Raw genomic sequence first — 13,143 nt, 5'->3', positions numbered from 1 at the left:
CGCCTTCAGCTCGTTCCCCCCTTTATTTCCCACTTTATTTCCTTCTTTCTTTCACGGAACGTCACCATGCCCGACCGCAGCCTGCGCACCGCCCTCTCCCTTCGCCTGCCCATCGTGCAGGGGCCCATGACTGGCGCCGACACGCCCGCCCTGGCGGCCGCAGTGTCCGCAGCGGGCGGGCTGGGCACGCTGGGTTGCGGCATGCGCTCGCCGTCGGCCATAGCCGAGGCTGCCGCCGAGGTGCGCCGCCGCACGGACCGGCCCTTCGGGCTCAACCTCTTCGTGCAGGACACCCCCACGCCCGATGCCACCACCGTTGACCAGGCACTGGCGCGCGTGGCCCCGCTGTACGCTGAGTTCGGCCTGCAGGCCACCGTGCCCGCGCGCTGGTGCGAAGACTTCCATGCGCAGTTCGATGCCCTGGTCGAGGCCCGGCCCGCGGTGGCCAGCTTCACCTTCGGCATCCTCACGGCCGCGCAGGTCGAGCGCCTGCACAGCGCGGGCTGCTACGTGATCGGCACCGCCACGACGGTGGCCGAGGCCGTGGCCTGGGCCGACGTGGGGGCCGACGCGGTCTGCGCATCGGGCATGGAGGCCGGGGGCCACCGCGGCACCTTTTTGCCCACGGGCCGGCCGCAGGCCGAGGGCCTTGCGCCTGCTGGCTCCACCATGCGCACGGGGGTGCCATCGCAGGCCGACTTCGCGGCCGCGATGGTGGGCGCGCTGGCGCTGGTGCCGCAGTGCGTTGATGCGCTGCGCCCCCGCGGCGTGGCCGTGATCGCGGCCGGCGGCATCATGGACGGCCGCGGCATCGCTGCGGCGCAGGCCCTGGGGGCCGAGGCGGTACAGATGGGCACCGCCTTCCTCGCCTGCGACGAATCGGGCATCGGCCGCGCCTACCGCGACGCCATGGCCCAGGCCATCGCCACCGACACGCGCACCACCCGCGTGTTCTCGGGCCGCCCGGCGCGCGGCATCGTCAACCCCATGCTGCAGAAGCTGCACGCCCACGAGACCGATGTGCCGGCCTACCCCGTGCAGAACGCCCTCACCGGTGCCCTGCGCCGCGCCAGCGCCGAGGCAGGCCGCGCCGACCACCTCTCGCTGTGGGCCGGCCAGGGTGTGGCCGCTGTGCGCCCCATGCCCGCCGCTGCCCTGGTGGCGGTGCTGGAAACGGAGTGGCGGGCGGCGCTGGCCGCGCAGGCGGCGTTGCTGCAGGGGTAATAGCGCTATTTATTCGATAGCTTAAAGCGCTTTCTGGACAAGCGCTAGCAGCCTATTTTTATCAAAAAATCACCGGCACATGGCTGCAGGTGGTCCCGTGAGTGCACTGGCTTAGACAAGCTCAAACCGAACGGGTGGAGGATGACGCGGGCAGCGGCGCGCAGGTCCAGAGCCCGGTCTCTGCAAAGCGCGCGGCCCCGCCTGTGCACCCGTGGAACCGGCTCTGCCGGGCCACCGGGTGCGTCCCCCTCCGGGGGAAGGCGCCGCAGGCGACACAGGGGGAGCCTCAGCCAGTCCAGGGCAGTTCGCGCGCAGGCCCCAGGATGACAGGGGGCTGGGCGTTGATCTTTTCACCCGCCAGCACGCGCTCGTACATCCGCAGGTAATTGCGCGCCATGCGCTCGGCGCCAAAGTGGTCGACCACATGCTGGTGGCAGGCCCGGGCATCGAAGCGGTTGTTGCGCACCGCCTCGGCCAGCACGTTCGCCTCGGCCGACAGTACGCCGCAGTGCAGCGGCACCAGCTCGGGCAGCGCGCCGTACGGCGTGGAGAACACCGGGCACCCGAAGTACAGGCTCTCGATCACCGCCAGGCCGAAGGGCTCGTGCCAGCGCACCGGAAAGATGAGCCCGCGCGATGCATTGAGCAGCCCGGTCTTCTGCGTGCCGCCCACCATGCCGTGGAAATGAATCTTGCGCGACAGCGTCCAGCGAAAGCCCCGCTTGAAGTTGATGCGCGTGCCGCCCAGCACATCGAGCTCCACACCCGCGCGCAGTGCCACCTTGATCGCGCCGCGCACGTTCTTCACACCCCAGGCCGCCTTGCCCAGGAAGTGGTAGCGCGGGCGTGGCACGTTGAAGTCCACCGGGCCGTAGCCGCTCCAGTCGAGGCCGTTGTAGACGAACTCGGTGGAGCCGTACCGCGCCGCGTGGTCGCGCGACAGGAACACGGTGTTCAGCGGCAGCGGCTTGGGCTTGCGCGCGTTGCCGTGCTCGGTCACCAGGTAGGGCTTGGCCAGCTCGGTGCGCGGGTTGAACTGGAAGTGCGTGATATCCACACCCTTCGGAATCTGCCCTTCCCACGGCTCGTCGGGGCGGATGGGCAGCACGTCGCCGAAGTCGCAGGTCGAGCCCTCGGGCACCAGGTAGCTCACCCGGTGGCCTTGCTGGACCAGGGTCTTGCCCAGGTCCCAGATCACGCGCTCGGTACCGCCATAGCCGTAGACCGGGATGGGAGAGTTGTTGACCAGCAGGATGTGCATGAAGAATGCCTCTCGTCTCAGGAATCCATGGCGCTGGGCACCGGCCGCAACGGTTGAAACTGGCGCGGCGCAAGCCAGTGCCACCGTGGCACTGGCTTTGCCAGGCGACCGGTGGCGTCCTCCTCCCGCGCAGCGAGAGAGGGGGAAGGCGCGAAGCAACTCATGGGGTGCTTCATTTCACAGTGGGCGGGGACAGCCCATGCGCGTGCGCCGCTCATGCAGGGCTGCCAGCACCAGGGGGCACATGAAGAGGTAGAACATGTTGCCGCTGTTGTGGGCCAGGAAGACCTGCGTGAGACCGAAGCCGATGTACGACAGGGGAACCATTACACCCACCAGGCACAATGAAAGCGACTCCTTGTCCATCTTTCCAGACCCATCGCGGATGCGCCAGGCCGTGGGCCAGAACATCGCCAGCGGTATGCCGTAGAAAGCCATCAGCAGCAGCACACCGGGCAGCCCCCGCTTGGCAAACAGGTCCAGGATTTCGTTGTGCGCATGGCCAAATTCAAGCACCACCGGGTGCGCCAGCCCGGCCGCCACGCGCCGTGCCTTTTCCTCGGTATACCCTGCCCGGCCCCAGCCAGTGAAGGGCCGGTCCCAGCCCATCTGCCATGCCAGGCGCCAGTGCGCCAGCCGCTGGCCCACCGAGCTGCGGCCATCGCCGTGGTTCTGGTAGGTCTGCACTTCCTGGCGCGCCTCGTCCACCCGCTGCTCCACTGCGGGCACCTGCGACAGCGCAGCCGCGGCCAGCGCCAGCGCACACAGGCCCCAGTACACGCGGCGTTGTCCCGTGGTACGCACCAGCAGCCACGCGCTGACCGGCAGCAGCAACACCAGGGCCAGCCAGCCCCCACGCGACTGGGACAGCACCGACCCTGTGGCGCCCAGCAGGATGGCACTGGCCAGCAGCAGGCGCTGCCACAGCAGCCAGCGCTTCCACTGCACCACCAGCAGCAGGCCACTCATGACGGCCAGCAGCATGCTCAGGTTGCCGTACTGGATCGCATTGGTAAAACCACTCGCGCGGGGCAATGCCATCACGTAGGTCTGGTACAGCGCGACCAACCCACTGCCCACCGCGCCCACCGCCACGCCCATCCACAGCCAGGCGGCGCGGGGCTCGAAGGTCATCAAAAAGAAGATGCAGGGCAAGGCGAGCAGGTATTTGATCGGGCGGTCCATGCTGCCCCAGCCCCAGGTGGCGCCCACATCCAGCATCCACAGCGCGGCCATGCATGAAAAAGCCGCCGTCAGCCACCAGGCGGCACGCGGTGCCGGGCGGCGCAACCACAGCGGCGCACTGGCCAGGGTGGCCAGCAGCAGCAGGACGGCACCGTAGGAATAGCCCGAGGGCAACCACAGCGCCAGCCCCGGAACCATGAACGCACCCACACTGGCGCTGCGAGAAAACCAGCGCCGGGTGTCCTGCTGAGACGTCATCACCGAATCACCCGCCCCGTCAGGCTGTCGCGGTCGTAGTGCAGGGCGGCATAACGAAAGAAACCCTCCAGCGCCACAAACAGGCAGTACAGGAATCCCGCACCACCACACAGAAAGCCCAGGCGAAACACATACAGCCGCAGGAACATCGACAACCCCGACGCCAGGCCGCGCAGCACCCCGCCGCGCTGGCCCTTCTCGGCACGCTTGGCGGCACCCAGCATCACGTACTGGGTGAGCTTTTCCAGGCTGCCGCGCACCGTGGTGCGGGAGTAGTGCAGCAGCCGCGCCTTGATGAGGCGACGCGGCACTTCTGCGCCGCCGGGCAAGGCATGCAGCTGGGCCTGCTCGTGCACCACGCCGGTAAATTCCCGGACGAGCGCGCGCACAAACAGGCGTTCGATCTGAGATTGGGAGCGGAAATACGTGAGCTCGTGCCCATAAGCCACCATGCGCCAGCGAATGGTCCACACCGCCTGCTCGCCCGAGCGGACGATGGCTTGCAGCTCCTGGGCAAACGCAGGCGTCATCACTTCGTCGGCATCCAGGAAGAACACATAGTCGCCACGTGCATGCGCCAGCAACCGGTTGCGCTGCACAGCAAAACCCTGCCAGTCGGGGTGGCTATGGACTTCGGCGCCCAGGCGCGTGGCGATGGCCACCGTGTCGTCCGTGCTGCCACTGTCCACCACCAGCAACTGGTCGGCAAACGCGGCGCTCTTCAGGCAGGCTTCAACGCGGTGTGCCTCGTTGTGGGTCAGCACCGCAACGGTCAACGTGGGCGACACCGGTGCGCCGCCGGTTGCAACTGGCATCAATCAGTGGCCAGCGTGTACGTGTTCGCCCGCCTTCAGGCGGTACACCGTCCCGCAATACGGGCACTTGGCTTCGCCCGTGCGGGCCACATCCAGGTAGACCTTGGGGTGGCTGTTCCACAGCTTCATCTCGGCCTTGGGGCTCGGGCAGAAAACACCACCCTGGGCGTTCAGGTCTTTGGCCAGCAATTCAACGGCAGCTTGCGACATAGGTATCAGTTCTCCATAGTGCATCGCGCGGGGGGCGATGCTGAAATCGGTGCGGCACACGCCCGCAGACGCAGCGCAAGGGCCGCCCTGTAGCGGTTGCGCCGTCCCCCTGCCCGGCAAAGCCGAAAGAAAGAGGATGCGGCGCGGCCGCTCAGGGGGTTGGTCAGACTTTCGCGAGCCAGTGGGCGTATTTCGGATTGCGGCCACCCACGATGTCGAAGAAGGCGCTCTGGATTTTTTCGGTGATCGGGCCGCGCGAGCCCACATAGCCCTCTTTACCCAGCTCGATGCGGTCGAGTTCGCGGATGGGCGTGACTTCAGCCGCCGTGCCGGTGAAGAAGGCCTCATCGGCGATGTACACCTCGTCGCGCGTGATGCGCTTTTGCACAATTTCCAGGCCCAGGTCCTTGGCAATGTGGAACACGGTGTTGCGGGTGATGCCGTTCAGGGCCCCGGCCGAGAGGTCGGGCGTGTAGATCACGCCATTCTTGATGACAAAGATGTTTTCGCCGGCGCCTTCGGACACAAAACCCGAGCTGTCGAGCAGCAGGGCTTCGTCGTAGCCGTCGTCCAGCGCTTCCATGTTGGCCAGGATGGAGTTGGTGTAGTTGCTCACCGCCTTGGCCTGCGTCATGGTGATGTTGACGTGGTGGCGGGTGTAGCTGCTGGTCTTGACGCGGATGCCGCGCTTCATGCCCTCTTCACCCAGATAGGCTCCCCAGGCCCAGGCGGCCACCATCAGGTGGATCTGGTTGCCCTTGGGGGAAACGCCCAGCTTTTGCGAGCCGATCCAGGTCAATGGGCGCAGATAGCACGATTCGAGCTTGTTCTCGCGCACCACGGCCTTTTGGGCCTCGTTCACCTCTTCCTTGGTGAACGGGATCTTCATGCGCAGGATCTTGGCGCTGTTGAACAGGCGTTCGGTGTGTTCTTCAAGGCGGAAGATCGCCGTGCCGTCCGCCGTGTTGTAGGCGCGCACGCCTTCGAAGGCGCCGCAGCCGTAGTGCAGGGTGTGGGTCAGCACATGGATCTTGGCGTCGCGCCAGTCGACCATCTGGCCGTCCATCCAGATCTTGCCGTCACGGTCGGCCATCGAGGGAACTACGGGGCTCATGGGAATCCTTTGGTTGCTGTGGGTCGCAAAACAGGGATTTTACGGGGCCGCCGCATGCACGGAATCCGTGCAAAAGGGTGCAGTGCAGCAAATCGCACCCCGCCGACGGCGATTGTGGCGCCCCACGGCACACAGACATTCCAGGCCCGGCTGCGCCAGTGCCTCCTTCGGCGGCTAGCCCTGCGGTGTGGCGGGTGCACTGGTATCGGGCCGCACCAGCGTCCATTTCACCAATTTGCCGTGACGGAACTCACAGGTCACGTGCGACTGGGTGCCGTCCGTCCAGCGGTACATCTCGGGGTCGGCACCCTCTGGCGACAGCAGCTCGCCCAGCGCCTGCGTCATTGCCACCACATGCATCAGGTTCACGCCCTCGGCCAGTCGCGCATTGAGCATGACCGCGCTGCCCACATAGCCGATGGGGCGCTTGGCGGCCTTCTTCATCACATTCACCAGCCGCGTGAAATGCAGCAGGGCCCACATGACCAGCCCTCCGCCCACGGCGGCCACACCGGCCCAGCCATAGGCGTAGAAACCAAACCCGATCAGGCCCACGGCGCCCAGGGGCACCAAGATATTGCGCAAATTCATGGGTCGATTGTCTTACGGCGTAGCACACACCACGCTGTGGGGATTGCTTACAGCCCCCGCACCACGTTCATGGCCTCTTCCACCCGCTCCACCGCGTGGATCGTCAGCCCCTCAATGGGTTTCTTGGGCGCATTGGCCTTGGGCACCACCGCCACGCTAAAGCCCAGCTTGGCGGCTTCTTTCAGGCGCTCCTGCCCGCGCGGTGCGGGCCGCACCTCGCCAGCCAGGCCCACTTCGCCAAAGGCCAGGAAACCCCGCGGCAGCGCCTTGCCCCGCAGGCTGGAGGTGATGGACAACATCACCGCCAGGTCGGCCGCTGGCTCGCTGATGCGCACGCCCCCCACCGCATTCACAAACACATCCTGGTCCATACACGCCACCCCCGCGTGGCGGTGCAGCACGGCCAGCAGCATGGCCAGGCGGTCCTTGTCCAGGCCCACCGACAGGCGCCGGGGACTGGGGCCACCACTGTCCACCAGGGCCTGGATCTCCACCAGCAGCGGGCGAGTGCCTTCCAGCGTCACCATCACGCAGCTGCCCGGCACGGGCTCGCTGTGCTGGCTCAGAAAAATGGCGCTCGGGTTGCTCACGCCCTTGAGGCCTTTTTCCGTCATCGCAAACACGCCAATTTCATTGACGGCGCCAAAGCGGTTCTTGATGGCCCGCACCAGCCGGAACTGGCTGTGCGTGTCGCCCTCGAAGTACAGCACTGTGTCCACCATGTGCTCCAGCACGCGCGGCCCGGCCAGGGCGCCTTCCTTCGTCACATGCCCCACCAGCACGATGGCCACGCCCGAAGACTTGGCGCAACGTGTGAGGTGCGCCGCACATTCACGCACCTGGGCCACCGAGCCGGGTGCGGACGTGAGCTGGTCGGAATACACCGTCTGGATGGAGTCGATCACGGCCACCGCAGGCTGCATGGACTCGATGGTGGCCAGGATTTTTTCGAGCTGGATCTCGGCCAGCACGTTGACCTGGCTGTGGTCCAGCCCCAGGCGGCGCGAGCGCAACGCCACCTGGGCGCCGCTTTCCTCGCCCGTCACATACAGCGTGGGCAGCCCGGCGCGCTGCAGGGCATCGAGCGCCTGCAGCAGCAGCGTGGATTTGCCGATGCCCGGGTCGCCGCCGATGAGCACCACGCCTCCTTCCACAATGCCGCCGCCCAGCACCCGGTCCAGTTCGTCGATGCCACTCGGTGTGCGCTCCACATCGCTGGCCTCGATGGCCGACAGGGGCATCACCGCCTGCGCCTGGGCCAGGCCCGCAAACTGCGATCCGCTGTAGCGGTTCTTGCCCGGCCCGGCCTCGGCCACCGATTCGATCAGCGTGTTCCAGGCGCCGCAGGCCGGGCATTTGCCCAGCCAGCGCGGGCTGGTGCCGCCGCACTCGGTGCAGGTGAACGTCGTTTTTTCTTTGGCCATGGCAGGTATCGGTAAGGAGCCCCGAGGTGGGGGCAGCCGACTATAGCGGCCGTGCCAACACACGCGGGCCACAGCCCGTACGATGGCGGGCTTGGCACCGCCGCATGGAGCTCACATTGCAGACACCCAACAACCCTTTCAAACAGGCCATGGCCCAGGGCCAGGCGCAAATCGGCCTCTGGCTTGGGCTGGCCGACGCCTACAGCGCAGAAATCCTCGCGGGCACCGGCTACGACTGGCTGCTGGTCGATGGCGAACATGCGCCCAACGATGTGCGCTCCATCCTGCACCAGCTGCAAGCCATTGCCAGCGCCAGCAGCGCCCTGCCCCCGGGCGCGCAGGCGCCCCACCCCATTGCCCGCGTGCCCGTGGGCGATACCGCACTCATCAAACAGTACCTGGACATCGGCGCACAAACCCTGCTCGTGCCCATGGTGGACACCGCTGAGCAGGCGCAGCAGCTTGTGCGCGCCATGCGCTATGCGCCCGAAGGCGTGCGTGGCATGGGCAGCGCCCTGGCCCGCTCGTCGCGCTGGCAGGCCTACCCCCGGTATGTGCACGAGGCCAACCAGCAGGTCTGCCTGCTGGTGCAGGCCGAAACGGTGGAAGCGATGGGGAATCTGGATGCGATTGCCGCCACCCCGGGCGTGGACGGCGTGTTCATCGGCCCGGCCGACCTGTCAGCCTCCATGGGGCACCCCGGCAATGCCGGGCACCCCGACGTGCAGGCCGCCATCCACGATGGCATCGCCCGCATCCTGCGCGCGGGCAAGGCGCCGGGCATTCTGGCCACCACCGAATCGCAGGCGCGCGAGTGGCTGGCGGCGGGTGCCCTGTTTGTGGCTGTGGGGGTGGATACCATGCTGCTGGCCAGCGCCGCCCAGGATTTGCTCGGGCGTTTTCGCGCCGGTGCCGTGGGCACATCAGCGCGCCCGGCAGGCTACTGAAGTCCGCACGAAGCCAAACGCAACCATTCAGAACCACACTCCCTGGAAGACAAAGGCTCTACAACCATGAAAGCATGTATTTACGGCGCGGGCGCCATCGGTGGCTGGATTGCCATGGCTTTGGCCCAGGCGGGCAACCCGGTCAGCATGGTGGCGCGGGGCGACACGCTGCGCGCCCTGCAGGCCGACGGGCTGCGCATGCGGCGCGCCGATGGCACGCTGGCACAGGCGGCGGTCACCGCACACGACGACCCGGCGGCACTGGGCGTGCAGGACCTGGTGGTGGTCGCAGTCAAGGCGCCGGGCCTGCCCGATGTGGCGCGCGCCATGGCACCGCTCATCGGGCCGGGCACCATCGTGCTCACGGCCATGAATGGCGTGCCGTGGTGGTTCCTTGACGGTTTTGGCGGCGCGGCGCAGGGCCATGCCCTGCAGTCGGTGGATGCAGGCGGCGTGATTGCCAAAGCCATCCCGGCGCGCAACGTCGTGGGCAGCGTGGTGCACACCAGCTGCTCGCTGGAATCGCCTGGTTTCGTGCGCCAGCATTTTGGCAACCGCCTCATCGTGGGCGAGCCCGATGGCAGCCGCAGCGAGCGGCTGCAGACCCTGGCCGACACGCTGCAGCGCGGTGGCATCGACGTGGAGGTGACTGACTGCATTCAGAAGGACATCTGGTTCAAGCTCTGGGGCAACCTCACCATGAACCCGATCAGCGCCCTGACGGGCGCCACCACCGACCGCATCCTGGACGACGACCTGGTGCGCGGCTTTGTCAGCGCGGTGATGCTGGAGGCCAAGGCCATTGGCGAAAAGCTGGGCCTGCCGATTGACCAGCAGCCCGAGGACCGCCACGCCGTCACGCGCAAGCTGGGTGCATTCAAGACCTCGATGCTGCAGGACGTGGAGGCCGGCAAACCCATGGAGATCGACGCGCTGGTGGGCGCCGTGCGCGAACTGGGGCAGATCACCCTTACGGCCACACCCCACACCGATGCACTGCTGGGCCTGACCCGCCTGATGGCACGCACACGAGGCCTGTACTGAAATATTTCAAGAAAATTGGCCACTAGCGCTTACCTATCAAGCGCCAATAGCTATTTATTTCATAGCACATCAACCATGACCACTCTCACGCTCTACTACACCCCCAGCACCTGCGCGCAGGCCGTTCGCATTGCTTTGGAAGAGGCCGGCGCCCCGTACCAACTGGTGCGCGTGGACTTTGCAGCGGGCCAGCAGCGCACGCCCGAATACCTCGCCGTCAACCCCAAGGGCCGCGTGCCCGCACTGGCCACGCCCCACGGTACCCTGACCGAAACACCCGCCCTGCTGGCCTACGTGGCGCAGAGCTTCCCCGAGGCGCGCCTGGCGCCCGCCGATGCCCACGGCTTTGCGCGCCTGCAGGAGTTCCACAGCTACCTGGCCTCCACGGTGCACATCGCCCATGCGCACCGCCCCCGCGCCAGCCGCTGGGCCGACGATCCCGAAGCGATTGCCGCCATGCAGCGCAAGGTGCCGCAGAACATGACCGACTGCTTCAACCTGATTGAAACCCACTACCTGCCCCCTGCAGAACACGGCGCCTGGGTCATGGGCGCGCAGTACACCGTGGCCGACGGGTACCTGTTCACCATCGCCAGCTGGCTGGCAAGCGATGGTGTGGACATTGCGCTCTTTCCCAAGGTGCACGCCCACACCCAGCGCATGCTGCAACGCCCCGCCGTGCAGCGCGCCCTGGGCTGAAGCCTGCGGCGAGCGGCAGGGAAAAAAGCCCCGGGCTCTGGCAGCACCGGGGCTTTTTTGCGGGGCGCAGGTGATCAATTCACCTTGAGATAGCGCCAGTCGATGCGGTTGTCGGCACGGTGGATGATGTCCACCCTCTTCGTCGCCGCCCACGGAATCACCTGGTTGTACAGCGGGATGTGCGACACCAGCTCGTGCTCCTTGATCAGCGCCTGCTCGATCAGCTGGTTGCGTGTTGCGGTGTCGGTTTCCTTCTTCACACGCTCGACCAGGGCGTCAATCTGCGGATCAGAGAAGCGGCCCAGGTTGAAGTTGCCATCGCCCCCCGCGCCCGTTGTGCGCACCAGCGACTGCAGGCTGTAGAACGCATCGAACGTGGGCACGCCCCAGCCCAGCAGGTAGATGCTGGCCTCGTTGCGCTGGATCATCGGGAAATACGTGGCAAACGGCAGCGAGCGCAGCTTGGCTTTCACCCCCACCTTGGCCCAGTGCGACGTGATGGCCTGGCACAGCTGCTCGTCGTTGATGTAGCGGCCCGCGCTGCAGGCAAAGTCCACTTCAAAGCCGTTGGGGTAGCCCGCGTCGGCCAGCAGCTTCTGCGCAGCCTTGGGGTCGTAGGGGTAGCGCACGTCGGCTTTCTTGCTCCAGCCATTGACCTGGTTGGCGATCAGCGTGCCGGTGGGCTGCGCCAGGCCACGCAGCACCACACGCTGGATGGACTGGATATCGATCGCCTGGTACAGCGCCTTGCGCACGCGCAGGTCCTTCAGCGGGTTCTTGCCCTTCACGTCCGAGCCAGGCAGCTCGTCGCGGAACTGGTCCAACCCCAGGAAGATGGTGCGGTACTCCGGCCCTTCCAGCACCTGCAGGTTGGGCGTCTGCTTGATGCGCGCCAGATCCTGCAGGCTGGGGTCGATCACGAAATCAATCTCGCCCGACAGCAACGCCGCCGTGCGCGTGGCATCGGCCTTGATGGGGGTGTAGACGATCTCGGTCAGGTTGGTGGGGTACTTGCCCTTGCCCCACCAGTTGGGGTTGGGCTCCAGCACCACGCGCTGGTCAGGCGTCCATTGCTTGAGCTGGTAGGGGCCGGTGCCCAGCGCGTTGCGGTGGGCATAGGTTTCGTCCTTGGTCTTGATGTCCTTGGGCTCGACCGACTTGTTCTTTTCGGCCCAGGCCTTGCTCAGAATGCGCAGCTCGGTGAGCTGGTTCACCAGCACGGGGTTGGGCAGGTCGGAGTGGATGTCGATGGTGTAGGCATCGATTTTCTCGACCCGGTCGATGCCCTGCGTGTACACGGCAAAGTTGGAGCTTTTGGCCTTGGCCCGTTCCAGTGAGAACTTGGCATCGTCGGCCGTGAACTCGCTGCCGTCGCTGAACTTCACACCCTTGCGCAAGGTCAGGCGCAGCTGGGTGGGCTTGATGAGTTTCCACTCGGTGGCGAGCGAGGGCTCGGGCTTGAAGGTCTTGCTGTTGTATTCGACCAGTGTGTCGTACACCGCGCCGTGCATGGTGTTGTTCACGCCCACGTTCTGGGTGTGGATGTCCCAGGTGGAAATGTCCACCGAGCGGGACCAGCGGAAGGTCTTGGCCTGTGCCGCCATCGGCAGGGCGGTGGCCAGGGCGGCCGCCAGCAAAAGGGTCTTGAAACGCATGGGGGAATCACTCCAGATCAGTCAGTCCCCCACTATCGCCCAAGTCACCGCTTTGCGGAACGAACTTGTCCTTCTTAGCTTAGAACCATCACACCCGCCAAAATCATCATGGTGGCTGCGGTCACCCCGTCCAGCACCCGCCATGCGCCGGGCGATGCAAACATGGGCGCCAGCCATCGCGAGCCAAACCCGAGGGTCAGGAACCACAAGGCGCTGGCCAGCGACCCCCCAGCGGCAAAGGTGGCCCGCCCCCAGGTGGGGTACGGGGTGGCCATGGTGCCCAGCAGCAGCACGGTGTCCAGATAGACATGGGGGTTCAGCCAGGTCAGCGCCAGCACCGTGAGCACGGTGTTGCGCATGCTGGCGCCCGGCCCGTTGGCGGACACCAGCAGATGGGCGGGCTTGAAGGCCCGGCTTGCGGCCTGCACGGCATAGGCGGCCAGAAACAGCGCCCCCGCCCAGCGCATGAACTGCGCCCACTCCGGCCGGGCCAGGAGCACGCCGCCCATGCCCCACACCCCCGCCTGCAGCAGCGCCGCATCGGACAGGGCGCACACCAGCACCACCGGCAGCACATGCTCGCGCCGCAGGCCCTGGCGCAGCACAAAGGCGTTTTGCGCGCCAATGGCCATGATCAGAATGGCCGTCGAAGTGAATCCGTGAAGAAAGGCTGGGGTGCTCATGGGCGTGGATTCTGGGCACAGCATCCTGGTCAC

General features: G+C 66.4%; 13 protein-coding genes. 4 read left to right on the top strand and 9 right to left on the bottom strand.

Annotated elements, in window-relative coordinates:
- Positions 1-66: 66 nt before the first annotated feature.
- The gene (locus ARADN35_RS0124700) at positions 67-1,224 is read left to right on the top strand and encodes an NAD(P)H-dependent flavin oxidoreductase (RefSeq protein WP_010467004.1); all 1,158 of its coding nucleotides are present in this window, start codon (positions 67-69) and stop codon (positions 1,222-1,224) included.
- 286 nt (positions 1,225-1,510) lie between these two features.
- On the opposite strand, the gene ARADN35_RS0124695 is transcribed toward ARADN35_RS0124700, so the two are convergent.
- From ARADN35_RS0124695 to radA, 7 genes are all read right to left on the bottom strand, one after another.
- Positions 1,511-2,485, bottom strand: a complete 975-nt coding sequence (locus tag ARADN35_RS0124695; RefSeq protein WP_010466997.1) for a glycosyltransferase — start codon at positions 2,483-2,485, stop codon at positions 1,511-1,513.
- A 177-nt stretch (positions 2,486-2,662) separates the two neighbouring features.
- Positions 2,663-3,928, bottom strand: coding sequence for an O-antigen ligase family protein (locus tag ARADN35_RS0124690; protein ID WP_010466995.1), 1,266 nt, complete (start codon positions 3,926-3,928; stop codon positions 2,663-2,665).
- Positions 3,928-4,743, bottom strand: coding sequence for a glycosyltransferase family 2 protein (locus ARADN35_RS0124685; protein WP_010466993.1), 816 nt, complete (start codon positions 4,741-4,743; stop codon positions 3,928-3,930). Before ARADN35_RS0124685 ends, ARADN35_RS0124690 begins: the two co-directional genes overlap by 1 nt.
- 3 nt (positions 4,744-4,746) lie before the next feature.
- Positions 4,747-4,953, bottom strand: coding sequence for a zinc-finger domain-containing protein (locus ARADN35_RS0124680; RefSeq protein WP_010466991.1), 207 nt, complete (start codon positions 4,951-4,953; stop codon positions 4,747-4,749).
- A gap of 163 nt (positions 4,954-5,116) precedes the next feature.
- Positions 5,117-6,067: a branched-chain amino acid transaminase gene (locus ARADN35_RS0124675; RefSeq protein ID WP_010466988.1), complete on the bottom strand. Its 951-nt coding sequence runs from the start codon at positions 6,065-6,067 to the stop codon at positions 5,117-5,119.
- A gap of 174 nt (positions 6,068-6,241) precedes the next feature.
- Positions 6,242-6,658: a hypothetical protein gene (locus ARADN35_RS0124670; RefSeq protein ID WP_010466976.1), complete on the bottom strand. Its 417-nt coding sequence runs from the start codon at positions 6,656-6,658 to the stop codon at positions 6,242-6,244.
- Positions 6,659-6,705: 47 nt separating this feature from the next.
- Positions 6,706-8,082 carry a DNA repair protein RadA gene (gene radA / locus ARADN35_RS0124665; RefSeq protein ID WP_010466975.1) on the bottom strand — a complete coding sequence of 459 codons (1,377 nt, stop codon included), beginning with the start codon at positions 8,080-8,082 and terminating at the stop codon, positions 6,706-6,708.
- A gap of 116 nt (positions 8,083-8,198) precedes the next feature.
- On the opposite strand from radA, the gene ARADN35_RS0124660 reads away from it, so the two are divergent.
- The 3 genes from ARADN35_RS0124660 to ARADN35_RS0124650 all read left to right on the top strand — a co-directional run bounded on the left by ARADN35_RS0124660 (position 8,199) and on the right by ARADN35_RS0124650 (position 10,772).
- A complete protein-coding gene (locus ARADN35_RS0124660; RefSeq protein WP_029414386.1) occupies positions 8,199-9,029 on the top strand; it encodes an aldolase/citrate lyase family protein in 831 nt (276 codons plus the stop codon).
- Between the two features lie 66 nt (positions 9,030-9,095).
- Positions 9,096-10,073, top strand: coding sequence for a 2-dehydropantoate 2-reductase (locus ARADN35_RS0124655; RefSeq protein ID WP_010466972.1), 978 nt, complete (start codon positions 9,096-9,098; stop codon positions 10,071-10,073).
- A gap of 75 nt (positions 10,074-10,148) precedes the next feature.
- Positions 10,149-10,772 (top strand): glutathione S-transferase family protein, encoded by a 624-nt coding sequence (locus tag ARADN35_RS0124650; protein WP_010466970.1) that lies wholly within the window; start codon positions 10,149-10,151, stop codon positions 10,770-10,772.
- A gap of 74 nt (positions 10,773-10,846) precedes the next feature.
- Here ARADN35_RS0124650 and ARADN35_RS0124645 read toward each other — a convergent pair whose 3' ends face one another.
- Positions 10,847-12,427 carry an ABC transporter substrate-binding protein gene (locus ARADN35_RS0124645; protein ID WP_010466968.1) on the bottom strand — a complete coding sequence of 527 codons (1,581 nt, stop codon included), beginning with the start codon at positions 12,425-12,427 and terminating at the stop codon, positions 10,847-10,849.
- A 74-nt stretch (positions 12,428-12,501) separates the two neighbouring features.
- Positions 12,502-13,110 (bottom strand): LysE/ArgO family amino acid transporter, encoded by a 609-nt coding sequence (locus tag ARADN35_RS0124640; protein ID WP_010466967.1) that lies wholly within the window; start codon positions 13,108-13,110, stop codon positions 12,502-12,504.
- Positions 13,111-13,143 lie beyond the last annotated feature (33 nt).

This window comes from Acidovorax radicis N35 (assembly GCF_000204195.1).
In the GTDB taxonomy this organism is placed as follows: Bacteria; Pseudomonadota; Gammaproteobacteria; order Burkholderiales; family Burkholderiaceae_C; genus Acidovorax; species Acidovorax radicis.
The sequence above is the reverse complement of the archived record's forward strand: the minus strand, read 5'-3'. Positions and strand labels throughout refer to the sequence as shown.